The sequence below is a fragment of the Microbacterium sp. GbtcB4 genome (assembly GCF_019091465.1).
Taxonomy (GTDB): Bacteria; Actinomycetota; Actinomycetes; order Actinomycetales; family Microbacteriaceae; genus Microbacterium; species Microbacterium paraoxydans.
In genome coordinates this window covers 196,371-219,565 of sequence record NZ_JAGXJJ010000004.1, presented here as the reverse complement: position 1 = coordinate 219,565, position 23,195 = coordinate 196,371, and the positions used below count along the sequence as shown (strand labels likewise).

Genomic DNA, 23,195 nt, shown 5'->3' with positions numbered 1-23,195 from the left:
CCGAAGACATGAGACGATCCTCTCATCGGGGGAGAACGATGAAGGCCCCGTCCGATCGGACGAGGCCTTCATCGAAGGGGAGTGACGACTTACTCGTCGTCCTCCGACTTCTTCTTCCGAGGCTTCTTGACGGGCTCGGTCGAGATCACCGTGCTGGGCGTGTTCGGCGTCTCGTCGACGTGCGTCTCGTCGACCGTGAGCGGCGCGTCCGGGAATCCGGCACGCTCGTGAGCGCCCTGGATCTCGGCGGCCTCCGCCTCCTCGTTCCCCGCAGTGACGTGATGCTGGTGCGCGTCAGCCGCGTCGATCTCGGCCTGCGTGAGCGGGGCGAGACGGTCCTCGAAGAACCAGCGCGACATCGCCGAACGGAGGTTCTCCGTCCACGGGATGCGGCCCTTGGCGTTCGGGCGGACGACCAGCGGCTCGTAGCCGTCGACGTCGATGAGCTTCCAGCGGTCGTAGACGTCGACCGGCTGGTGCACCTCGATGAACTCGCCGCCGGGGAGACGCACGATGCGGCCCGACTCGAAGCCGTGCAGGACGATCTCGCGGTCCTTCTTCTGGAGCGCGATGCAGATGCGCTTCGTGACGAAGTAGCCGATGATCGGGCCGAGGAACAGCAGCGCCTGCAGCGTGTGGATCACGCCCTCCATGGTGAGCATGAAGTGCGTGGCGATGAGGTCGGACGAGGCCGCCGCCCACAGGACCGCGTAGAAGATGACGCCGGCGACGCCGATCGCGGTGCGGGTGGCCGCATTGCGCGGACGCTGGGCGATGTGGTGCTCACGCTTGTCGCCGGTGACCCACGCCTCGATGAACGGGTAGATCGCGACGATGACGATGAACAGGCCGAGCACGGCGACCGGGGCCAGGATTCCGAACGACCAGGTGTGGTCGAGGAACACGATGTCCCAGTTCGACGGTGCCAGGCGCAGCGCGCCGTCCGCGAACCCGATGTACCAGTCCGGCTGCGTACCGGCCGAGACGGGGGAGGGGTCGTAGGGGCCGTAGTTCCAGATCGGGTTGATCTGGAAGAACGTCGCGATCAGCACGATGGTGCCGAAGACGATGAACAGGTAGCCACCCATCTTGGACATGTAGACCGGCATCATCGGGTAGCCCACGACGTTGTCGTTCGTGCGGCCGGGGCCGGCGAACTGCGTGTGCTTGTTGATGATCATGAGCATCAGGTGCACCGCGATGAAGGCGATGACCAGCATCGGGAGCAGCAGGATGTGCAGCGTGTACAGGCGACCCACGATGTCGGTGCCGGGGAACTCGCCGCCGAAGAGGAGGAACGAGGTCCAGGTGCCGATCAGCGGGAGACCCTTGATCATGCCGTCGATGATGCGCAGACCGTTACCCGACAGCAGGTCGTCGGGGAGCGAGTAACCGGTGAAGCCCTCGGCCATCGCGAGGATGAACAGCACGAAGCCGATCACCCAGTTCAGCTCGCGCGGCTTGCGGAACGCGCCCGTGAAGAACACGCGCAGCATGTGCACGCCGATGCCGGCGATGAAGACGAGCGCGGCCCAGTGGTGGATCTGGCGGACCAGGAGGCCACCGCGGAGGTCGAACGAGATGTGCAGGGTCGACTCGAGGGCCGACGACATCGCGATTCCGCGCATGGGGGCGTAGGCGCCGGTGTAGTGGGTCTCCACCATCGACGCCTGGAAGAAGAACGTCAGGAAGGTTCCGGAGAGGAACACGACGACGAAGCTCCAGAGCGCGATCTCACCGAGCATGAACGACCAGTGGTCAGGGAAGATCTTGCGACCCAGCTCCTTGACGAAGCCGGAGAGGCTCGTGCGCTCATCGATGTAGTTCGACGCGGCGCCGACGAAGCGGCCGCCGAGAGGCGCCTTGGTGTCCTTCTCGTCCTTGGACAGCGTTGCGGTGCTCAATGGCGCTCCCAGAAGCTCGGGCCGACGGGTTCGGTGAAGTCGCTGCGTGCGATGAGGTAGCCCTCGTCGTCCACGGTGATGGGCAGCTGAGGCAGCGGCCGAGCGGCCGGGCCGAAGATGACCTTCGCGTGGTCCGTGACGTCGAACTGCGACTGGTGGCACGGGCACAGCAGGTGGTGGGTCTGCTGCTCGTACAGCGCGACGGGGCAGCCGACGTGCGTGCAGACCTTGGAGTACGCGACGATGCCGTCGTAGGACCAGTCCTTGCGGTCCTCGGCCTCGATGAGCTGCTCCGGGCGGAGGCGCATCATCAGCACGATGGCCTTGGCCTTCTCCTCGAGGTAGCCCTCATCGTGACCGAGCTCCGCGAGATCCTCCGGGATCACGTGGAAAGCGGAGCCGAGCGTGACGTCGGCGGCACGGATGGGGGTGCCGTCGGGGTCGCGGACGAGGCGCATGCCCTCATCCCACATCGTGTGCTTCAGCAGCGCGACCGGGTCGCCCGCGGTGGGGTCGTCCGGCGTGGAGTGCGGGGCGAGGCCACGGAACAGCGTCACACCGGGGATGATCGACGCGACGATCGCCGCGAACAGCGAGTTGCGGATCATCGTGCGGCGACCGAAGCCGGACTCCTCGTTGGCGTCTGCGAAGGCCTTGATGGCCGCCTCACGCGTCGAGTCCTTGCCCCGGGTGGGGTGGCGGAGCTCGACGTGCTCCTTGTCGGACATGAGGGCCTTCGACCAGTGGATCGCGCCGATGCCCAGAGCCAGCAGCGCGAGCGCGATGCCGAGACCGATGAAGAGGTTGTTCTGACGGATGTCGATGAGAGCGCCGCTCTCGATCGGGAACAACATGTAGGCGGCGACCGCCCAGATGCTGCCGGCGAGCGACAGGTAGAACAGCGTGTAGACGGTGCGGACGGCGGCCTTCTCAGCGCGCGGGTCCTTGTCGGTCATCCGCTCGCGGTGCGGCGGAAGACCGGGGTTCTGCACGGGATCGCTGACTGCGACACCCAGCCCCGGAGAGGGCTGGTAGGCCCTGTCAAGAGCCTGCGAGTCGTCGTCGTGTGCCATGGTGCTCCTCGTACGTTCCTCTTCGATGAATAAGCGTCAGTTGGACTTCGCCGTGATCCACACGGTGATGGCGACCAGAGCGCCGATACCGAAGATCCACACGAACAGGCCCTCGGAGACCGGTCCGAGCGAGCCGAGGGAGAAGCCGCCGATCTGGACGGACTGCTGCTGGAAGAGCAGAGCCGAGATGATGTCGCGCTTGTCCTCGTCGGACAGGTTCATGTCGCCGAAGACCGGCATGTTCTGCGGGCCGGTGACCATGGCCGCGTAGATGTGCAGCGCGCTGGTCTCCGTGATGGCCGGAGCGTACTTGCCCTCGGTGAGAGCGCCACCGGCGGCGGCCACGTTGTGGCACATCGCGCAGTTGACGCGGAAGAGTTCGGCGCCGTGCGCCACGTCGCCCTCGCCGTCGATGATCTCGTCAGCGGGGTACGTCGGGCCGGGGGCCTCGGACTGCACGTAGGCCGCCATCGCGAGGATCTGCTCCTCGGTGAACTGCGGCTCCTTCTGCGGAGCCTGCGGTCCCTGCATCTGCAGCGGCATACGACCGGTCGACACCTGGAACTCCACCGCCAGCTCGCCGACGCCGTAGAGGCTCGGGCCGTTGGGGGTGCCCTCCAGGTCGAGGCCGTGGCAGGTGGCGCAGTTGGCCGTGAACAGCTTCTCGCCGTCTTCGACCGTCAGCTGCGTCGACGCCGTGGGGGCGTCGTTGGCGGCGAAGGCCGCCGTCGCGCCCGCGTACACCGCACCGGTGATCATGAGGCCTGCTCCGATGAGTGCGGCCGCCGCCAGTGGGCTGCGACGACCGCTCGAACGGCGCTTCTTCTCTCGTGCCATCTCGGGGATCAGCTCCGCTCTTATTTCAGGAAGTAGATAACGAAGAACAGCACGATCCAGACGACGTCGACGAAGTGCCAGTAGTAGGACACCACGATCGAGGAGGTCGCCTCCTTGTGCCGGAAGTTCTTGACGGCGTACGCGCGGCCGATCACCAGGAGGAACGCGACGAGTCCGCCGGTGACGTGGAGGGCGTGGAAGCCGGTGGTGATGTAGAAGGCCGAGGCGTAGGCGTCAGCCTGGATCGGCATTCCCTCGGCGACCAGCTGGGCGTACTCCCAGACCTGACCCGAGACGAAGATCGCGCCGAGGGCGAAGGTGAGGAAGAACCACTCGACCATGCCCCAGCCGAACAGACGACGGCGGCCGGCACCGTTCTTCTGTCCCTTGCCGATCTTGTACGGCTGCAGGTCCTCCGCCGCGAACACGCCCATCTGGCACGTGAAGGAGGAGAGCACGAGGATCGCCGTGTTCACTGCCGCGAACGGAACGTTCAGGAGCTCGGTACGGTCGGCCCACAGCTCGGGTGAGGTGCTGCGGAGGGTGAAGTAGATCGCGAAGAGTCCCGCGAAGAACATCACCTCGCTGCCGAGCCACACAATGGTGCCGACAGCTACCGGGTTGGGCCGCTTGATGGTTCTCGCCGCCGGGGCATACGTCGCTGAGGTCGTCACCCCTCCATTATGGCCGATCCGCGAGCGTGATTCTTGCACCCCCGACCCTCGATTCACCCTTCGAGGACTTAGGGGACCCTAAGAAAACACTGCGAATACCCGGTGAATACGCGGGAAACGCCGTTCCTTCGTCGCGTGGGCGCCCGCCCGGATCGCACTGCACGTTTTCTCTGCGCCGATAGGATCGCACACATGGCTGATTCCCTGACCTGGTCCGACGTGCTCACCTCTCTCCTGGAGCGTCGCGACCTCAGCGTCTGGGAGTCCACCTGGGCCATGCGGCGGATCATGCAGGGCGAGGTCTCCGAAGCGCAGCTCGCCGGGTTCCTCGTCGCTCTGCGCGCAAAGGGCGAGACGATCGACGAGATCGTCGGTTTCCGGGATGCCATCCTCGAAGCCGCCGTGCCGCTTCCGGTCTCTCCGGACGTGCTGGACATCGTCGGCACGGGCGGGGACCGCGTGGGTACGGTGAACGTCTCGACGACAGCGGCCGTCATCATCGGCGCCACCGGGATCCCGGTCGTCAAGCATGGGAATCGGGCCGCGAGCTCCGCGTCCGGCTCCTCCGATGTCCTCGGTGCCCTCGGCCTGGAACTCTCGCTCGATCCTGACGCCGTCGCCTCGATCCTCGACCGGACGGGTATCACCTTCGCCTGGGCGGGGGCCTTCCACCCCGGTTTCAAGCACGCCGGCGCGGTCCGTTCGCAGCTCGGCGTGCCCACGGTGTTCAACATGCTCGGACCTCTCTGCAATCCGGCGCGCGCCGAGGCGAACGCGGTCGGCGTGGCGCAGATGGAGCGGGTGCCGCTCATCACCGGCGTCTTCCGCACGCGGGGAGCGACGGCGCTGGTCTTCCGCGGCGACGACGGCCTCGACGAGCTCACGACCACCGGCCACAGCCGCATCTGGGAGGTCACCCGCGGGGACATCCACGAGCACGACCTCGACCCGCGCGACCTGGGGATCCCCCTCGCCGACCTCTCCGATCTCATCGGCGGCTCTCCCGCCCACAACGCCGAGATTCTCCGCCGGACCCTCGCGGGGGAGCAGGGGCCGGTACGGGACATCGTGCTCCTCAATGCCGCCGCCGGAATCGTCGCCTTCGAGCTGTCCCAGGACGCGACCCAGGTGCAGCGGCCGATCCTCGAGCGCCTCCGCGACGGGCTCGCCCGGGCGTCCGCGGCGGTGTATGACGGGAGTGCGCTGGCGAAGCTCGACCAGTGGATCGGCGTGAGCCGCGAGCTGGCTGCCCCGAAGGAGTGACCATGGACCCGGTCGACGCGCTGCTCGAGATCGCTTCGCTGCTGGAGCGCGAGCGGGCGTCGCGGTACCGGGCCAAGGCGTTCCGCCAGGCCGCGGCCACGTTCCAGGAGCTTCCGTCCGACGTGCAGGGCGACCCGACGCGTCTCCGGGCGGCCAAGGGCATCGGCGAGTCGACGTTCGCCGTCATCCGGCAGGCTCAGGCCGGAGAGGTGCCGGAGTACCTCGTGGAGCTCCGCGGCGACGTCGAACCGGAGAAGGCGTCGGTGCTCCGCGGGAAGCTGCGCGGGGACCTGCACGCCCACACCGAGTGGTCGGACGGGACGACCTCCATCGAGGTGATGGCTGCTGCCGCCCGCGCGCAGGGCCACGAGTACCAGGCCATCACCGACCACTCTCCGCGCCTCCGTGTCGCGCGTGGACTGTCGGCGGAGCGGCTCCGCGAGCAGATCCCGCAGGTGCGGGCGCAGTCGGGGGACGGCTTCACACTGCTCGCCGGTATCGAGGTGGACATCCTGGAAGACGGAGCCCTCGATCAGGACGAGGCGCTCCTCACGGACCTGGACATCGTCGTCGCCTCGGTGCACTCCAAGCTCCGCATGGACGGACGGGCGATGACCGCGCGGATGATCGCGGCCGTCTCGCATCCCCGGGTGAACGTCCTCGGACACTGCACCGGCCGGCTCGTGCAGGGTGACCGGGGCACGCGCCCGCCCTCGGCCTTCGATGCCGCCGCGGTGTTCGCGGCGTGCGCGGAGAACGGGGTGGCGGTCGAGATCAACTCCCGTCCTGAGCGTCAGGACCCGCCGGACGAGCTCATCGCGATCGCGCTGGAGGCGGGATGCCTCTTCTCCATCGACTCCGACGCACACGCCCCCGGGCAGCTCTCCCTGCTGGACCACGGTGCCGAACGGGCGGAGCGTGCCGGCGTTCCAGCGTCACGCATCGTCACCACGTGGGGGCTTTCGCGTCTGCTCGCCTGGGCGGAGTGACGTCCGGCCGGATCAGCCCTCGGTGATCTGGTTCGCGGCCGCGGTGACCGCGGTGACGGCGCGTGTCATCGAGCTTCCGAGGTTCCAGCGCTCGGCGAGGGCCGTTGCTTCTTCGGCTTCCTCCGACGTGAGGGCGTGCAGGGCGACTTCCGGGGCAGCGATCGGAAGCGACGTGGCGACGGCGACGACGGTCGGAGCGACGTCGAGGTAGGCCTGCGCATCGAGGATCTTCGCGCGGATGCCGGCACTCATGCCTTCACCGGCTTCCGCGGCCTCCCGGATGCCGAGCAGGTCGCCGTGCTTCTGCAGCAGAGTGGCCGCCGTCTTCTCGCCGATGCCGGCGACGCCGGGAAGACCATCCGACGCGTCCCCGCGCATCGTCGCGAAGTCCGCGTACTGCGTCGGCAGGACACCGTACTTCGCGACGACCGTCGCGTCCGTGACGACTTCGAGGTTGCTCATGCCGCGGGCCGTGTAGATCACGCGCACGTCGCGCTCGTCGTCGATGAGCTGGAACAGGTCGCGGTCGCCGGTGACGATGTCCACGGGCATCGTCGCGTTCGTTGCGAGCGTGCCGATTACGTCGTCCGCTTCGTGCTCGGCGACGCCGACGATCGGAATGCCGATGGCCCCGAGCGTCTCCCTGATCAGGGGGATCTGCGCCTCCAACGGGTCGGGGACCTCTTCGACGTCCGGGGCGCCAGTCACGACCTCCACCACCCGGTGGGTCTTGTAGCTGGGGATGAGGTCGACCCTCCACTGCGGACGCCAGTCGTCATCCCAGCAGGCCACGACGTGGGTCGGCTGATACGTGGTGACCAGCTTGGCGATCATGTCCAGCAATCCGCGTGCAGCGTTGATTGGGGAGCCATCGGGGGCCGTCACCTTGTCTGGCACGCCGTAGAACGCACGGAAGTAGAGGCTGGCGGTGTCGAGCAGCATGAGGCGTTCGGCGCGGGTCATGGGTTCAGGGTAGAGCGTGCCAGATCAGGTGCTCAGCAGCCCGGCGCCGCGGGTCGTTCTTCGCACGTCCGTGCCACGAGCGCGGTGGTCGCCTCGTAGATGCGGACGCTCCGGGACGGTCCGTCGACGGACAGCTCACCGGACACGGGGAACCACCCCCCGCCGATGTCGACCTCCGCGGTGTAGACGACCACGGTGCTCGTGGAGTACGTACCCCGATGCGCGAAGGTATGGCTGGTCGGTGTCGCCGTGAACGGCGCCTGGCCGAGCTCTTCCCAGGTACGGCCGCCGTCGGGCGTCGTGGCCGTCGTGCCGTCCCCGTGGTCGAAGATGACGCGGACCGGTGTGAAGCGTACGGTCACCGGCCGATCGAGCAGGGTACCGGTCGCCGTGTGTGTGGCGACCTTCGCCACGAAGTTGGTCGGCATACCTGCGACGCCCGCGTTCCCCGGCTCGGCGGCGGTCGTCACCGGTGCGGGGGCGAACTGTGCGAGATCCTCGATCGTGAGCGCTCGCCCCGCCTCCTTCGTCACCCGCACCCCGTACATGCCGCACGAGCGGCTCAGCGGCGTGTCATCTGTCCGGCACGGTTCGTGCTTTTGTTCTGGGTTAGAGGGGGATTTGGAAGGCTCGAGACCTGGAGCGTTTGACGTGGAGCGCTTCTCGGCAGCGGCGATCGTCAGGCGGTTTCCGGTGGTGGAGCACCCAGTTACGAAGGACACCGCCGCGTTGCAGCCACTGCTTGATGGAGCAATGAAGCCGAGCGTTGAAAGTGTGATCGCGATGACCGCGGTTAAGAGGCGCACGCAAACTCCTCAGAGTTCTGAAGGTCGGAGATCGTCGAGGCGGCGTTGGCGGTAGCGGCAAAGGTCACCACTGTGGGTTGCAGGGCTGGTCTATCTGGAGCGACGATCGAAGCGCCGTCAGAGTCGACGACATCCACTTCACTGACGTCTATACAAACCCGAGCCTGGACCCCACCCGTGTCGGCGTCGGCGGACACCCCGCTCACCCATGAAAACCGCGTCCTGCCTGAGGTGCGGACTCCTTCGGCATGAAATTGGCTGAATGCGCGCCTGGTGGATTCAGCCGCTGGCCCCGATAGATGACTGAAGACGCCCTCGAAGGTTGCCGGGTCAGAGAAGTCGACGCGATTGAGCGCGTCAATGTATTCGGAGAAGGTGGCCTCGGCGGCGGCGAAGGCTTCTTCTTCGGAGGTGAACGCGGGGGAGGGGGTCGGCGTGGACTCCGGAGCGGGGGTGCATCCGGAGAGCAGCGAGACGCCGAATGCCAGCACGGCCAGGAGACGGAGAGGGGTGGGCGACATCACCGAGCCACCGTATGCGGAATGCGCAGGTCGCCGCGGGCGTTATCCACAGAGCGGCTGCGGGAGATCCGCCCCTTCATCGGGCGACAACTTCTGGTAGCCTGAACTGTCACTCGTGGCGTGTACACGCATGCCCAGGTGACGAACACACCACAATCCACCTGCTGCGAAGCACATCCCGGCCGTGCGCGGCCATGCTCCGCAGCCCGAGTATCCATTCACAAGGACAACCCACTACATGACTACCGCAACGACCGCCCCGGCCACCAAGCAGGTCGCCATCAACGACATCGGATCTGCTGAGGACTTCCTGGCCGCGGTCGAGAAGACCCTGAAGTTCTTCAACGACGGCGACATCATCGAAGGCACGATCGTGAAGATCGACCGCGATGAAGTCCTGCTCGATGTCGGCTACAAGACCGAGGGTGTCATCCCCTCGCGCGAGCTCTCGATCAAGCACGACGTCGACCCCAACGAGGTCGTCAAGGTCGGCGACGAGGTCGAGGCCCTGGTTCTCCAGAAGGAGGACAAGGAAGGCCGCCTGATCCTCTCCAAGAAGCGTGCGCAGTACGAGCGCGCCTGGGGAGACGTCGAGAAGATCAAGGAGAACGACGGCGTCGTCACCGGTACGGTCATCGAGGTCGTCAAGGGTGGACTCATCGTCGACATCGGCCTCCGTGGCTTCCTCCCGGCCTCGCTCATCGAGCTGCGCCGCGTCCGCGACCTCACGCCGTACCTCGGCCAGGAGATCGAGGCGAAGATCCTCGAGCTCGACAAGAACCGCAACAACGTCGTCCTCAGCCGCCGTGCGCTGCTCGAGCAGACGCAGTCGGAGTCGCGCACCACGTTCCTGAACAACCTGCACAAGGGTCAGGTCCGCAAGGGTGTCGTCTCCTCGATCGTCAACTTCGGTGCATTCGTGGACCTGGGTGGCGTGGACGGCCTCGTGCACGTCTCCGAGCTGTCCTGGAAGCACATCGAGCACGCCTCCGAGGTCGTCGAGGTGGGCCAGGAGGTCACCGTCGAGATCCTCGAGGTCGACCTCGACCGCGAGCGCGTCTCCCTGTCGCTGAAGGCGACGCAGGAGGACCCGTGGCAGGTCTTCGCCCGCACCCACGCGATCGGTCAGGTCACGCCGGGTAAGGTCACCAAGCTCGTCCCGTTCGGTGCGTTCGTCCGCGTCGCCGACGGCATCGAGGGCCTCGTCCACATCTCCGAGCTCTCCAGCAAGCATGTCGAGCTGGCCGAGCAGGTCGTGTCGGTCGGCGAAGAGGTCTTCGTCAAGGTCATCGACATCGACCTCGAGCGTCGTCGCATCTCGCTGTCGCTGAAGCAGGCCAACGAGTCGGTCGACCCCAACGGCACCGAGTTCGACCCGGCCCTGTACGGCATGCTCGCCGAGTACGACGAGAACGGCGAGTACAAGTACCCGGAGGGCTTCGACGCCGAGACCGGTGCGTGGAAGGAAGGCTTCGACGCCCAGCGCGAGGCATGGGAGCAGGAGTACGCTGCGGCTCAGGCTCGCTGGGAGGCGCACAAGGCTCAGGTCGCGAAGGCGGCGGAGGCCGAGGCTGCGGCCGGCGACGACTTCGGCGGCCAGTCCTTCTCGAGCGAGTCGGCCGGCGCCGGCACGCTCGCCGATGACGAGGCTCTCGCGGCTCTGCGCGAGAAGCTCTCGGGCGGCAACTCCTAAGCAACACTCCGAAAAGGGTCGTCACCCCGCCTCACGGCGGGCGTGGCGGCCCTTTTCGCATGCCCGGAAACCAGCGGAACAGCTGCGTGACGCAACATTACGGCCGCATTCGTAACATTGCGGAGCCTCCGACAGCATGGGGACATGACCGCCCTCCTGCCCCCTGCGTCGCGCACCGCTGCGGCCCCGAAGACAACGGGCTCCGCACAGCCTGTGCGCCTCGACGGCATCGCGCGGTCGTTCCCGCTCGCGCAGGGGCGACGCGAGGTGCTCCGCGATCTCGACCTGGACATCGCCGCCGGGGAGATCGTCGCCGTCGTCGGTCCGTCCGGGTGTGGGAAGTCGACACTGCTGCGCCTCATCGGCGGGCTGGACACCCCCACCCGGGGGACGATCCGCCTGGACGGCTCCGGTGTCGCCGATGTCGACGAGCGCACGGCGATCGCGTTCCAGGAGCCGCGGCTGCTCCCGTGGCGTACCCTCGCGCAGAACGTCGAGCTCGGTCTTCCCCGCGGCGTCTCCCGCGGCGTCGGACGCACTCGGGTCCGCGAGCTGCTGCAGCTCGTCGGTCTCGAGCACGCCGCCGACCAGCGCCCCCGTGAAGTGTCCGGAGGCATGGCGCAGCGCGCGTCCCTCGCCCGGGCTCTTGCCAGGAACCCCGGAGTCCTGCTGCTCGACGAGCCTTTCGGTGCGCTCGACGCCCTCACGCGCCTTCGCATGCACGACCTGCTCCTGAAGATCCACGCGGCCGAGCCCACCACGGTGCTGCTCGTGACCCACGACGTGGAAGAGGCCCTCTATCTCGCCGACCGCGTGCTGCTGCTGCGCACCGTCGGCGACGCGGATGACACGGCGTCGTCCGTCGCGCGGACGATCCGCGTCCCCGGCATCCGCCCCCGAGACCGCGCCGACCGCGGCCTCGCCGACCTGCGCGCCGAGCTCCTCGAAGGGCTCGGCGTCGACACGCACCACCACACCCCCGAGGAGACCCGATGAGCACCATCACCCGCCGTATCATCCCTGCGATCGCCGTCGCCGGGACGATGATGCTCGTCGCCACCGGCTGCGTCGCCGGCGAGAACGCGTCCGCCGAGGCCGAGTCCACCCCCGCCGGGAACGGCAAGTGGTCGGCGGACACGCTGTCCATCGACTTCGCGACCTACAACCCCCTCAGCCTCGTGATCCGCGACCAGGGCATCCTGGAGGACATCCTCGGTGACGACGTCACCGTCGAATGGGTGCAGTCCGCCGGGTCGAACAAGGCCAACGAGCTCCTCCGCTCGGGTTCGGTCGACGTGGGATCGACGGCGGGCTCGGCTGCACTGCTCGCCCGCGCGAACGGTTCGCCCATCCAGGTGATCGACATCTTCTCCCAGCCCGAGTGGTCGGCCATCGTCGTCGGTCCCGACAGCGACATCACCTCGGTCGAGGACCTCAAGGGCGCCTCCGTCGCGGCCACCAAGGGCACCGACCCCTACTTCTTCCTCCTCCAGGCCCTGGAGGAGGGCGGGCTGTCGCTGGCCGACGTCGAGGTGCAGAACCTCCAGCACGCCGACGGGCGCGCGGCGCTCGACGGCGGTTCCGTCGACGCGTGGGCGGGACTCGACCCCATCATGGCCGCCGCGGAGCAGGAGTCGGGCGACAAGCTCATCTACCGCAACGTCGACTTCAACACCTACGGCTTCCTCAACGCGACCGAGGACTTCATCGACAACCACCCCGACCTCGCTCAGGCCGTCGTCGACGCCTACGAGGAGGCGCGTGCGTGGGCGCTCGAGAACCCGGAAGAGACGGCCGCCCTGCTGGCCGAGGTCGCCGGCATCGACCTCGAGGTCGCGACCACGGTCATCCAGGAGCGGTCGAACCTCGACGTGAACGGCGTCCCCGGTGACGACCAGCTCGCCGTGCTCGAGAAGATCGCCCCGGTGCTCGTCGAGTCCGGCGACGTCCAGGGCGGGCAGGAATCCGTCGACAAGGCGCTGTCCAGCATCATCAACGACACCTTCGCGACGAAGGCGGGCGCAGGCGAGTGACCGGTTTCGAGGATCGGGTGGTCGTCCCGGCGCAATCGCGGGACACACTCGAGTTCGCGAAGGGTGCTCCCCGGCGGGGGACGGGAGGAGCACGGCGTGGTCTGCCGCCCGTCGTGCGGGTCCTCGGGGGCTTCCTGCTCCCGGCCGTGATCCTCATCGCCTGGCAGGTGGTCACGACGGCCGGTCTCATCGAGCCATACCGACTCCCGGCGCCGGCGTCGGTCTTCCAGGCCGGGGTGGAACTCGCCGAGTCCGGTCAGCTCTGGACCCACATCGCCATCTCGGTCCAGCGGGTGCTGCTCGGGTTCGCGATCGGCTCCGTCGTCGGCCTCGCCGCGGCCGGCATCGTCGGGCTGTCGCGCTGGGGTGACGTGCTGCTCAGCCCGACGCTCGCCGCGGTTCGCGCGGTGCCGTCGCTCGCCTGGGTGCCGCTGCTGATCCTGTGGATGCAGATCGGCGAGGAGTCCAAGGTGACCCTCATCGCGATCGGCGCGTTCTTCCCGGTCTACACGACGGTCGCCTCGGCGCTCCGGCATGTGGATCCGCAGCTCGTCGAGGCGGGACGCTCGTTCAGCCTGCACGGATGGTCGCTGTTCCGCACGGTCCAGCTCCCGGCTGTCGTGCCGTCCGTCGTCTCCGGCCTTCGCCTCGCGCTCGCCCAGGCGTGGCTGTTCCTCGTGGCCGCCGAACTGATCGCGTCGTCCATGGGGCTCGGCTTCCTGCTGACGGACTCGCAGAGCACGGGTCGCGTCGACCGCATCCTGCTCTCCATCTTGCTGCTCGCGCTGCTCGGCACGATCACCAACGGCGTGCTCGCGCTGTTGGAGAAGTACCTGCTGCGGCGATGGACGTGACGACGACCGAGGCTCGGCTGCGGGAGGAACGGATCTATCCTCCGTCGCCCGCGTTCCTCGATGCCAACGTGACCGCGGAAGCCTATGCCCGCGCGGCCGCTGACCCTCTGGCCTTCTGGGAGGACGCGGCGCGCCGGCTGAACTGGGCGGAGCCGTGGACGGCCGTGCACGAGTGGGACCCGCCCGTCGACGGTGCGGTCCCGGCAGCGCGATGGTTCCTCGGCGGCCGACTGAACGTCGCGGTGAACTGCGTGGACCGTCATGTCGACGCCGGGCGCGGAGACAAGGTGGCGCTGCACTTCGAAGGGGAGCCCGGTCACCGGGTCTCGGTGACCTACGCCGACCTCCAGCGCCGGGTGGCCCAGGCGGCGCACGCGCTGGAAGGCCTCGGGATCCGACCCGGCGACCGTGTGGTGATCTACCTCCCCGTGCTCGTGGAGACGGTGGTCATCACGCTCGCCTGCGCGCGGATCGGAGCCGTCCACTCCCTCGTCTTCGGAGGGTTCTCCGCAGAGGCCGTGCGTTTCCGGCTCGAGGACACCGGGGCGAAGCTGCTCGTCACCAGCGACGGCCAGTTCCGGCGGGGGACGGCGACCGAGGTCGAATCCGCCGCCGATGCCGCCGCTGCCGGACTGCCGGAGCTCGAACACGTCCTCGTGCTCCGTCGCACCGGACAGAGCGTCCCGTGGACCGAAGGGCGGGACGTGTGGTGGCACGACGTCGTCGACACGGCCCCCACCGCGCATCAGGCGAAGGCCTTCGACGCCGAGCACCCGCTCTTCATCATCTACACCTCCGGCACGACGGGGAAGCCCAAGGGCCTCGTGCACACCTCCGGCGGCTATCTGACGCACGCGAGCTGGGCGCACTGGGCGCACTTCGACGCCAAACCCGACGACGTCCATTGGTGCACGGCCGATCTCGCCTGGGTCACCGCCCACACCTACGAGATCTACGGGCCGCTGTCGAACGGGCTCACCCAGGTCATCTACGAGGGCACGCCAGACACTCCGCGCCGCGAGCGGCACCTGGAGATCATCGAGCGCTACGGCGTCACGGTCTATTACACGGCCCCGACCCTCATCCGGACGTTCATGACCTGGTTCGGTGACGAGTTGCCGAGCGGCCACGACCTGTCGACCCTGCGACTGCTCGGCACGGTGGGCGAGGCGATCAACCCGGAGGCCTGGGTGTGGTTCCGCCGGAACTTCGGGCGGAATGAGCTCCCCGTCATCGACACGTGGTGGCAGTCGGAGACCGGTGCCGCGATGATCGCCCCCTTGCCCGGCATCACACCCCTGAAGCCCGGCTCCGCGTCGGTCCCGCTTCCGGGCATCGACGTCGCGGTGGTCGACGAGAACGGTGACGAGGTGGCGCCGGGCCGCTCCGGGACGCTGGTCGTCCGGCGTCCGTGGCCGGGGATGGCGCGGACCGTCTGGGGCAATCCGGAGCGCTACCGCGACGCGTACTGGTCCGCGTACGCAGGCGTGGGCGCGCACGGCGGCTATTACGTCGCCGGAGACGGGGCGACCCGGGACGCCGACGGATTCATCTGGATCCTGGGCCGGCTCGACGATGTCGTGAACGTGTCCGGACATCGCCTCTCGACGATCGAGATCGAGTCGGCGCTCGTGGCCCACGAGACGGTCGGCGAAGCCGGGTCCGCCGGTGTGGCGGACCCCGTCACCGGGCAGGCGGTCGTGGCGTTCGTCACCCCGTCCGGCCGGGCGGAGATCGACGCGCACGCGCTTCGCGCTGAGGTCGCCCGCGCGATCGGTCCGGTCGCGAAGCCGAAGCACGTCATCGTGGTGCCGGACCTGCCCAAGACACGCTCGGGGAAGATCATGCGTCGCCTGCTCGCGCAGCTCTGGGATGTCGAACAGGATCGGCGCGCGGGACGCACTCCGCAGCCCCTCGGAGACACGACGTCACTGCAGAACCCCTGGGCCGTCGACGACATCGCCGGCGCTCTCGCCGCAGAATCGAGGACATCATGACAGACGACCACCGCTTCGGGTTCCGCACCCGCGCTCTGCACGCCGGCGGCACACCGGACGCCGCCACCGGAGCGAGGGCGGTGCCGATCTACCAGACGACGTCGTTCGTCTTCGACGATGCGGCCGACGCCGGGAACCTGTTCGCGCTGCAGAAGTACGGCAACATCTACTCGCGCATCGGCAACCCCACTGTCGCCGCCCTGGAGGAGCGGCTGGCCTCGCTGGAAGGCGGTATCGGGGCGGTGGCGACCGCCTCCGGGATGAGCGCCGAGTTCATCACGTTCGCCGCGCTCGTGGGCGCGGGCGATCATGTCGTCGCCGCCGCGCAGCTCTACGGCGGCACGGTGACGCAGCTCGACGTCACCCTGCGACGGTTCGGCGTGGAGACGACGTTCGTCAGCTCCTCCGACCCGGCTGACTTCGCCGCGGCCATCCGTCCGGAGACCAAGGTCGTCTACGTCGAGATGATCGGGAACCCGTCGGGCGAGATCGCCGACATCGCGGGTCTCGCCGCCGTCGCGCATGAGGCGGGGGTGCCGCTCGTCGTCGACGCCACCCTGGCCACCCCCTACCTCGCGCGCCCGCTGGAGCACGGGGCGGACATCGTCATCCACTCGGTCACGAAGTTCCTCGGCGGCCACGGCACGACCCTCGGCGGTGTGGTCATCGAGAAGGGCACGTTCGACTGGGGCAACGGCAAGTTCCCGCAGATGACCGAACCCGTGGCCTCCTACGGCGGCATCTCCTGGTGGGGCAACTTCGGCGAGTACGGATTCCTCACCAAGCTGCGCTCCGAACAGCTGCGCGACATCGGACCCGCCCTGAGCCCGCAATCGGCCTTCACGCTCCTGCAGGGCGTGGAGACGCTGCCCCAGCGCATCGACGCTCACATCGCCAACGCCCGGGTCGTCGCCGAGTGGCTGGCTGCAGACACGCGCGTGTCCTACGTCACCTGGGCAGGGCTCGAAGGTCATCCGCATCATGAGCGTGCCGCCCGGTACCTGCCGCTGGGACCGGGATCCGTGTTCGCGTTCGGGGTCGCCGCCGAGGACGGCCGCGCCGCGGGGGAGGCGTTCATCGAGAACCTGCAGCTCGCGTCCCACCTCGCCAACATCGGCGACGCCCGCACCCTGGTGATCCACCCGGCCTCCACCACGCACCGTCAGCTCACCGAGGAGCAGCTCGTCGCCGCCGGCGTACGCCCCGACCTGATCCGCATCTCCGTCGGCCTGGAGGACGCGGAGGACATCATCTGGGACCTCGATCAGGCCCTCACCCTCGCGACGGGAGCCCACCGATGAGCACGACCTCCGCCGGCGACGCCTGCGCCCTTCCTCTGACCACGGATGCCGCCAGCTGCGCGCTCCCCGCGGCCGTCGAACCGGGCCGCACGTGGACCGGCCCCACGCAGCCGCAGCGGTTCGGACTGCTGCGGCGGGCGCGATCGATCGCCATCGTCGGGGCGTCGGGCAACCCCGCGCGGGCCTCCTATTTCGTCGCGACGTACCTGCTCTCCAGCACGCCCTACGACGTCTATCTCGTGAACCCGAGGGAGACCGAGATCCTCGGGCAGCCGGTGTATCCGTCGTTGAGTGCCCTGCCGGTGCAGCCCGACATCGTCGACGTCTTCCGTCGTCATGACGACCTGCCAGGGGTCGCGCAGGAGGCGGTCGACAGCGGGGCCAAGACGCTGTGGCTCCAGCTCGGCTCCTGGAACGAGGAGGCGGCCGCGATCGCGGAGGCGGCCGGGCTCTCGGTGGTCATGGACCGCTGCATCAAGATCGAGCACGCCCGGTTCCACGGCGGCCTGCATCTCGCCGGCTTCGACACCGGCGTGATCAGCTCCCGGCGGCAGCTGCTCGCGCGCTGAGGGGCGCTCGCTGGGTCCCCGGGGTGCTCACGCGCAGATCGTGTTCGCCGTGCTGCGTTGCAGCGTCACGGGAACCTGGAGGTCGGTGAGGTGCCAGTCGAGGCTGCGGCCGGTGAGCCGCGGCAACGAGGAGCACGTCCATGCGCGGTCGGGCGTGACGTGGCTGCCCGGGAGCACCCCCGCTTCGGTCCAGGAAGTCCATGTCCGGGGAAGGCCCGTCGCCCTCTTCAGATCCACGTCGACCTCGACGTGGTGCGACCCGCCCGGTGCGTTGGTGCTGATGTAGAAGTGGCCGGAGGTGTCGCTGATCTCCTCGTAGCGGATCGCCGTGATCGCGCAGGTCGTGGGGGCGGCCGACGGGCTGCTGTAGGCCTTGCACGTGTTCCCCGCGAACGGCGACAACCATGCCGAGGCGGAGGTCATCGTCGCCGTGACCACGGTCCGATCCGTCCACGCCGCGCTGGTGGTGGAGACGATTCCCTGAGCGACGGCCAGGAAGACGAGAGCCATCGCGACAACGAGGCCGGCCACCGGGGAGAACCTTCGTGCGGGTGTCACGTAGTCAGGGGCTTTCGTGCCGGTCGCTCGGCCGGGCTCATCATGCTAAGGCCGAGCAGCCCCAGGAGACCGAGGAACAGCGGGACGGCGACCGCCGGCGTCGTCATCCGCATGATGGCGGTTCCCCATCCGGGAAGCTGTACCGCCGGCTTCCACACGTCGCCGGTCACCGGATAGTCGAGCGCGTCGGAGAACTCGTTGTGGTCGCCTTTCATGGTGACCGTGCGCGCGCCGTCGGAGTCCGCGATGGCGGTGATGCGGTGGGTCACCAGGGAGTCGGTCAGCGCGCTCGGCAGGCTGACGACGTCACCGACCTCCAAGGATTCGGCGGGGACCTTCGTGGCGATGAGGAGGTCGCCCGTCATGATCTCGGGTTCCATGGAGCCCGAGATCACGACGAGCGGCTGGATGAGCCCGATCGCCGTGGCGCCCCAGACGACGCCGCAGCCCACGCCCATGGCAGCCAGCGCCCAGAGCACGGGCAGGGCGAGCCGGCGGAGGAGCTGCACCACGGTTCGTCCTTCGTCTCTGCTGCGGGGTTGGGGGGTCAGTTGGTGGCGGTGGCAGAGACCGTGACCAGGATCGTGCCGGTCTTGCCCTGGTTGCTCGTCGGCCAGTCGGCCGGGGTGGTGACGACGAGGTCGAACTCATCGGTCGCCGTGGAGCCGGAGGAGGTCAGCGACGCCGCGAGCCCGGTGATCGTCGCCGTCGGCTTGACTGTGAAGTCCGTCGCCGTGTTACCGGGGGCGTACTCGACGGTCGAGGTGAGTGCGGCGTTGACGGAACTGGCGTTCTTGACCCAGAGCTTGATGGTGCGGGTCTCGCCGGGGAGCAGGTTGGCCAGCTTCTCCGCGGGCACGACGAGCTCGATGCTGTTCTTCGCGGCTGACTCCTTCCAGGTGGTTCCGTCGGTGGAACCCTGGAGGTTGAAGGTGGCTCCTGCGGCCGGAGCGCTGAAGAAGGTGTTGTCGGTCCACGCGGCGCTCGTGAGCGCGGCACCGATTCCTCCGGTAGCGAGCACGGCCAGCGCGAACGCCATGATCGGGCGCCGCCGGGAGCGTCGCTCGGTGCGGTCAGGGCGTGCGGGGGCATCCGTGTTCGTCATGGCTTCGACGTTACGCAGCGCACCTCAGGGGACCGTCAAGTCTTCCTCAAGAGGGACCGAAGCTTTCCCGATTGTTCCGCGGCAGCGTCGAGCGCCGCCCTCGGACAGGCGTGGCAGGATGGTCGGATGCCGCTCATCGCTCTCACCGGAGGCATCGCGTCGGGGAAGTCCACCATCGCGAACCGGCTCGCCGAGCTCGGCGCGGTGATCGTCGACGCTGATCGGATCGTGCGCGAGGTCCAGGCGCCGGGATCCGAGGTGCTCGGCGCGATCGCGCGGACGTTCGGCGACGAGGTCATCGCCGGAGACGGTTCGCTCGACCGGGCCGCTCTCGGGGCGACCGTGTTCGCCGATCCGGACCGTCTCGCGCAGCTGAACGCCATCGTGCACCCTGCCGTGCGCGCCGAGTCCCAGCGCCGTTTCGACGCCGCGTTCCGTGCCGATCCGGATGCTGTCGTCGTCTACGACGTGCCGCTTCTCGTGGAGGCGCGTGTCGATGACCCGTGGGATGCGATCGTCGTCGCGCACGCGCCCGAGGAGGTCCGTCTCGAGAGGCTCGTCGGGCTGCGCGGGATGACGCCGGAGGAGGCGCGCCGCCGGATCGCCGCCCAGGTCCCGGACGAGCGGCGGCTCGCGATCGCCGACGTCGTCATCGACACCGCAGGATCGATCGCGGACACGCTGGCCCAGACGGACGCGCTCTGGGGCCGGCTCCGAGCGCACGGACGCGGCCCCGATGTCGGAGGGGCGGCATACGCTTGATGTATGCAGCCCACCCGCAGTGTCCGCCCCTTCGAGGTCATCAGCGAGTACGCCCCCGCCGGTGACCAGCCGCAGGCAATCGCCGAGCTGGCTTCCCGCATCAATGCGGGAGAGACGGACATCGTGCTGCTCGGTGCGACCGGAACAGGCAAATCGGCGACCACGGCGTGGCTCGTCGAACAGGTGCAGCGTCCCACGCTCGTGCTCGCGCACAACAAGACCCTCGCCGCACAGCTCGCCAACGAGTTCCGCGAGCTCATGCCGAACAACGCCGTCGAGTACTTCGTCTCGTACTACGACTACTACCAGCCCGAGGCCTACGTCCCGCAGACGGACACCTTCATCGAGAAGGACTCCTCGATCAACGCGGAGGTCGAGCGTCTCCGCCACTCGACGACGAACTCCCTGCTGAGCCGTCGGGATGTGGTCGTGGTATCGACCGTCTCCTGCATCTACGGCCTGGGTGCTCCGGAGGAGTACCTGCGCGCCATGGTCGCGCTCCAGGTGGGGGAGCGGTACGACCGCGACGCCCTGATCCGTCAGTTCATCGCGATGCAGTACAACCGCAACGACGTCGACTTCTCGCGGGGCAACTTCCGTGTCCGTGGCGACACGATTGAGATCATCCCGGTGTACGAGGAGCACGCCATCCGCATCGAGCTCTTCGGCGACGAGATCGAGGCGCTCTACTCGCTGCACCCGCTCACGGGCGAGGTCATCGAGAAGCTCGACGCCGTGCCGATCTTCCCCGCCTCGCACTACGTCGCGGGCACCGACGTCATCCAGCGCTCCATCGGCACGATCGAGCACGAGCTGGAGGAGCGGCTGAAGGAGTTCGAACGTCAGGGCAAGCTCCTCGAGGCGCAGCGCCTCCGGATGCGGACGACGTTCGACCTGGAGATGCTGCAGCAGCTCGGTTTCTGCTCCGGTATCGAGAACTACTCGCGTCACATGGACGGGCGCATGCCGGGGGAGCCCCCGCACACGCTCCTCGACTTCTTCCCTGACGACTTCCTGCTCGTCATCGACGAGTCCCACGTGACGGTGCCGCAGATCGGTGCCATGTACGAGGGCGACGCCTCCCGCAAGCGCACGCTCGTCGACCACGGCTTCCGCCTGCCGAGCGCGATGGACAACCGACCACTGCGCTGGGACGAGTTCAAGAACCGCGTGGGGCAGACCGTCTACCTGTCGGCGACCCCGGGCAAGTACGAGATGGGCATCGCCGACGGTGTGGTGGAGCAGATCATCCGCCCGACGGGACTGGTCGACCCGGAGATCATCGTCAAACCGTCGAAGGGACAGATCGACGATCTGCTCGAGGAGATCAGGCTTCGCGTGGAGCGGGACGAGCGCGTCCTCGTCACGACCCTCACGAAGAAGATGGCGGAGGAGCTGACCGACTTCCTCGGCGAGCACGGCGTCCGGGTGCGTTACCTGCACTCCGACGTCGACACCCTGCGTCGCGTCGAGCTTCTCAGCGAACTGCGCGCCGGTGTGTACGACGTCCTGGTGGGTATCAACCTGCTGCGAGAGGGACTCGACCTCCCGGAGGTGTCGCTCGTCGCGATCCTCGACGCGGACAAGGAGGGCTTCCTCCGCTCCGGGACGTCGCTCATCCAGACCATCGGTCGCGCCGCGCGAAACGTCTCCGGTGAAGTGCACATGTACGCGGACAACATGACGGACTCCATGGCGAAGGCCATCGAGGAGACCGACCGCCGGCGTGAGAAGCAGATCGCGTACAACAAGGAGCACGGCATCGATCCGCAGCCGCTGCGCAAGCGCATCGCCGACATCACCGAGGTGCTGGCGCGCGAGGGGCAGGACACGGCGGAGCTGATGTCCGGCCGGGGCCGCGCGTCGGGCAAGGGCAAGTCGCCGACACCGAACCTGCGGCGCACCGGGATCGCAGCCGAGGGCGCACAGCAGCTGGAGGCGACGATCCAGGACCTCACCGATCAGATGCTCGCGGCGGCCGCCGAGCTGAAGTTCGAGCTCGCCGGGCGTCTGCGCGACGAAGTGCAGGATCTGAAGAAGGAGCTCCGGTCGATGGAGCGGGCCGGGCACGCGTAGACGGAGACGATATGGACGCCGCAGGAGAGGAACTCGCCGACCGCGTCCGCGCGCTGCTCGGGGCCGACCCTTCCATCGAGGAGCGCCGGATGTTCGGGACCAGGGCGTTCCTCGACGAGGGGCGCATCCTCGTGGGCGCCCGGAAGGACGGGACGCTTCTCGTCCGCGTGGATGAGGAGAACGGGGCTGTCGCCGTGACGCTGCCAGGGGCCGCGCGTGCCGTGATGGGATCACGCACCATGGGGTCCGGCTGGATCGATGTCGCAGCCTCGGCGATCGCCGACGACGCCGCGCTCATGACGTGGATCGACATGGCCCGGGAGTCGGTCGGTGCCGCGCTCACCGATGACGACGACTGACGCCGAGCGAGCTTACGGGCAGTGCACCAGCGTCTTCGGGCCCGAGCGATCGATCTCGTGCTCGGTCATCGGCGCCCCGCACAGCGGACAGGCCCGTTCCGCGCGCTCTGCGGCGCTGGGCGGGGGCGTCTTCTCGTAGGGTCCGACCGAGGCCGGACCGGCGAGACGCACGAGGTTGGTGTTCACCCAGGTGTAAAGGCCCCCCGCCTCGCGGATGCGGGTGCGAAGAGGAGGGCGGCTGGAGTCGCGTGACATGTTCATTAGTGTACTAATGATTCGTGCAGATGTATAGTCGGGATCGTGACTGACACCGATGATCTGCTCCGGCTCGAGAACCAGCTCTGCTTCGCCGTGGTCACGGCGGCGCGGAACGTCGTCGCGATCTATCGGCCGATCCTCGAGCCGCTCGGGTTGACGCACCCGCAGTACCTGGTGATGCTCGCCCTGTGGGAGCGGTCGCCGCGGACCCTGAACGACCTCGCGGCCGACCTCGCGCTGGAGCCCGCGACTGCGTCGCCCCTCGTCAAGAGACTCGAGGCCGACGGCCTGGTGACGCGCCAGCGCAGCAGTGAGGACGAGCGTCGGCTGGAGATCACGCTCACCAACGCCGGCGCGGCTCTGCGCGCGAGGGCCGTGGACGTGCCGCGGCAGGTGATGGCCGCCGTCGGGATGGGCATCGGTGAGATCGCCGCTCTCCGGGACGGGCTCGGGGCCTTCGCGGGGCGGCGCTCGGACCAGAGCTGATCGGTTCCGCGTCCGGCGTAGAGCGGGCCGCTCGCCGTGACGACTCGAGGAAGCCACCTCGCCGGGAGCCCAAGCGTTGGGCGTTCTCGGAGCCGATGTCCGTGGCCCCTCGTA

Annotated in this window: 24 protein-coding genes; 13 read left to right on the top strand and 11 right to left on the bottom strand. The window is 68.3% G+C overall.

Annotated features, from left to right (window positions below):
* Window positions 1–89: 89 nt before the first annotated feature.
* Genes KVS71_RS08795 through KVS71_RS08780 form a run of 4 tightly spaced genes read right to left on the bottom strand, consistent with a single transcriptional unit; the run spans window position 90 to window position 4,392 of the window.
* On the bottom strand, window positions 90–1,904 hold the full coding sequence (locus KVS71_RS08795) for a cytochrome bc complex cytochrome b subunit (protein WP_025105060.1): 1,815 nt from the start codon (window positions 1,902–1,904) through the stop codon (window positions 90–92).
* Complete coding sequence (locus KVS71_RS08790; RefSeq protein WP_025105059.1) at window positions 1,901–2,977, bottom strand: ubiquinol-cytochrome c reductase iron-sulfur subunit; 1,077 nt, start codon at window positions 2,975–2,977, stop codon at window positions 1,901–1,903. Before KVS71_RS08790 ends, KVS71_RS08795 begins: the two co-directional genes overlap by 4 nt.
* A 36-nt stretch (window positions 2,978–3,013) precedes the next feature.
* Window positions 3,014–3,814, bottom strand: coding sequence for a c-type cytochrome (locus KVS71_RS08785; protein WP_025105058.1), 801 nt, complete (start codon window positions 3,812–3,814; stop codon window positions 3,014–3,016).
* A gap of 20 nt (window positions 3,815–3,834) precedes the next feature.
* Window positions 3,835–4,392 carry a heme-copper oxidase subunit III gene (locus tag KVS71_RS08780; RefSeq protein ID WP_231919669.1) on the bottom strand — a complete coding sequence of 186 codons (558 nt, stop codon included), beginning with the start codon at window positions 4,390–4,392 and terminating at the stop codon, window positions 3,835–3,837.
* Between the two features lie 288 nt (window positions 4,393–4,680).
* Here KVS71_RS08780 and trpD point away from each other — a divergent pair, with 288 nt between their 5' ends.
* Both trpD and KVS71_RS08770 read left to right on the top strand, forming a co-directional pair.
* On the top strand, window positions 4,681–5,751 hold the full coding sequence (gene trpD / locus KVS71_RS08775) for an anthranilate phosphoribosyltransferase (RefSeq protein ID WP_217584359.1): 1,071 nt from the start codon (window positions 4,681–4,683) through the stop codon (window positions 5,749–5,751).
* A 2-nt stretch (window positions 5,752–5,753) separates the two neighbouring features.
* Complete coding sequence (locus KVS71_RS08770) at window positions 5,754–6,740, top strand: PHP domain-containing protein (protein ID WP_217584358.1); 987 nt, start codon at window positions 5,754–5,756, stop codon at window positions 6,738–6,740.
* 12 nt (window positions 6,741–6,752) lie between these two features.
* On the opposite strand, the gene KVS71_RS08765 is transcribed toward KVS71_RS08770, so the two are convergent.
* The 3 genes from KVS71_RS08765 to KVS71_RS08755 form a co-directional block, all read right to left on the bottom strand.
* Window positions 6,753–7,703, bottom strand: a complete 951-nt coding sequence (locus KVS71_RS08765; RefSeq protein ID WP_144881276.1) for a 5'-3' exonuclease — start codon at window positions 7,701–7,703, stop codon at window positions 6,753–6,755.
* Between the two features lie 32 nt (window positions 7,704–7,735).
* On the bottom strand, window positions 7,736–8,236 hold the full coding sequence (locus KVS71_RS08760) for a hypothetical protein (RefSeq protein ID WP_254635587.1): 501 nt from the start codon (window positions 8,234–8,236) through the stop codon (window positions 7,736–7,738).
* Window positions 8,237–8,496: 260 nt separating this feature from the next.
* Complete coding sequence (locus KVS71_RS08755; RefSeq protein WP_254635619.1) at window positions 8,497–9,030, bottom strand: hypothetical protein; 534 nt, start codon at window positions 9,028–9,030, stop codon at window positions 8,497–8,499.
* A gap of 238 nt (window positions 9,031–9,268) precedes the next feature.
* On the opposite strand from KVS71_RS08755, the gene rpsA reads away from it, so the two are divergent.
* The 7 genes from rpsA to KVS71_RS08720 all read left to right on the top strand — a co-directional run bounded on the left by rpsA (window position 9,269) and on the right by KVS71_RS08720 (window position 17,477).
* Window positions 9,269–10,723 (top strand): 30S ribosomal protein S1, encoded by a 1,455-nt coding sequence (rpsA, locus tag KVS71_RS08750; protein ID WP_060921208.1) that lies wholly within the window; start codon window positions 9,269–9,271, stop codon window positions 10,721–10,723.
* A gap of 144 nt (window positions 10,724–10,867) precedes the next feature.
* Window positions 10,868–11,719, top strand: a complete 852-nt coding sequence (locus KVS71_RS08745) for an ABC transporter ATP-binding protein (protein ID WP_144881273.1) — start codon at window positions 10,868–10,870, stop codon at window positions 11,717–11,719.
* A complete protein-coding gene (locus KVS71_RS08740) occupies window positions 11,716–12,756 on the top strand; it encodes an aliphatic sulfonate ABC transporter substrate-binding protein (protein WP_144881271.1) in 1,041 nt (346 codons plus the stop codon). Before KVS71_RS08745 ends, KVS71_RS08740 begins: the two co-directional genes overlap by 4 nt.
* The gene (locus KVS71_RS08735; RefSeq protein WP_217584357.1) at window positions 12,753–13,610 is read left to right on the top strand and encodes an ABC transporter permease; all 858 of its coding nucleotides are present in this window, start codon (window positions 12,753–12,755) and stop codon (window positions 13,608–13,610) included. The genes KVS71_RS08740 and KVS71_RS08735 overlap by 4 nt, the downstream gene beginning before the upstream one ends.
* On the top strand, window positions 13,601–15,607 hold the full coding sequence (gene acs / locus KVS71_RS08730; RefSeq protein WP_217584356.1) for an acetate--CoA ligase: 2,007 nt from the start codon (window positions 13,601–13,603) through the stop codon (window positions 15,605–15,607). The genes KVS71_RS08735 and acs overlap by 10 nt, the downstream gene beginning before the upstream one ends.
* Complete coding sequence (locus KVS71_RS08725) at window positions 15,604–16,908, top strand: O-acetylhomoserine aminocarboxypropyltransferase/cysteine synthase family protein (protein ID WP_217584355.1); 1,305 nt, start codon at window positions 15,604–15,606, stop codon at window positions 16,906–16,908. The genes acs and KVS71_RS08725 overlap by 4 nt, the downstream gene beginning before the upstream one ends.
* Window positions 16,905–17,477: a CoA-binding protein gene (locus KVS71_RS08720; protein WP_217584354.1), complete on the top strand. Its 573-nt coding sequence runs from the start codon at window positions 16,905–16,907 to the stop codon at window positions 17,475–17,477. Before KVS71_RS08725 ends, KVS71_RS08720 begins: the two co-directional genes overlap by 4 nt.
* 27 nt (window positions 17,478–17,504) lie before the next feature.
* On the opposite strand, the gene KVS71_RS08715 is transcribed toward KVS71_RS08720, so the two are convergent.
* From KVS71_RS08715 to KVS71_RS08705, 3 genes are read right to left on the bottom strand one after another with little or no spacing between them, the layout of a single operon-like run.
* Entirely contained in the window at window positions 17,505–18,008 is a 504-nt protein-coding gene (locus tag KVS71_RS08715) for a hypothetical protein (protein WP_217584353.1), read from the bottom strand.
* Between the two features lie 23 nt (window positions 18,009–18,031).
* A complete protein-coding gene (locus KVS71_RS08710; RefSeq protein WP_217584352.1) occupies window positions 18,032–18,547 on the bottom strand; it encodes a signal peptidase I in 516 nt (171 codons plus the stop codon).
* A 35-nt stretch (window positions 18,548–18,582) separates the two neighbouring features.
* Entirely contained in the window at window positions 18,583–19,140 is a 558-nt protein-coding gene (locus tag KVS71_RS08705) for a hypothetical protein (RefSeq protein WP_062634042.1), read from the bottom strand.
* 126 nt (window positions 19,141–19,266) lie between these two features.
* Between KVS71_RS08705 and coaE the strand changes: the two genes are divergently transcribed.
* From coaE to KVS71_RS08690, 3 genes are read left to right on the top strand one after another with little or no spacing between them, the layout of a single operon-like run.
* Window positions 19,267–19,902, top strand: coding sequence for a dephospho-CoA kinase (coaE, locus tag KVS71_RS08700; protein ID WP_105950020.1), 636 nt, complete (start codon window positions 19,267–19,269; stop codon window positions 19,900–19,902).
* Between the two features lie 3 nt (window positions 19,903–19,905).
* Window positions 19,906–21,978 carry an excinuclease ABC subunit UvrB gene (gene uvrB / locus KVS71_RS08695; RefSeq protein ID WP_025105040.1) on the top strand — a complete coding sequence of 691 codons (2,073 nt, stop codon included), beginning with the start codon at window positions 19,906–19,908 and terminating at the stop codon, window positions 21,976–21,978.
* A gap of 11 nt (window positions 21,979–21,989) precedes the next feature.
* Window positions 21,990–22,337, top strand: coding sequence for a TfoX/Sxy family protein (locus KVS71_RS08690; protein WP_105950019.1), 348 nt, complete (start codon window positions 21,990–21,992; stop codon window positions 22,335–22,337).
* A 12-nt stretch (window positions 22,338–22,349) separates the two neighbouring features.
* Here KVS71_RS08690 and KVS71_RS08685 read toward each other — a convergent pair whose 3' ends face one another.
* Window positions 22,350–22,598 (bottom strand): hypothetical protein, encoded by a 249-nt coding sequence (locus tag KVS71_RS08685; protein WP_060921196.1) that lies wholly within the window; start codon window positions 22,596–22,598, stop codon window positions 22,350–22,352.
* A 39-nt stretch (window positions 22,599–22,637) separates the two neighbouring features.
* Between KVS71_RS08685 and KVS71_RS08680 the strand changes: the two genes are divergently transcribed.
* The gene (locus tag KVS71_RS08680; protein ID WP_060921195.1) at window positions 22,638–23,081 is read left to right on the top strand and encodes a MarR family winged helix-turn-helix transcriptional regulator; all 444 of its coding nucleotides are present in this window, start codon (window positions 22,638–22,640) and stop codon (window positions 23,079–23,081) included.
* Window positions 23,082–23,195 lie beyond the last annotated feature (114 nt).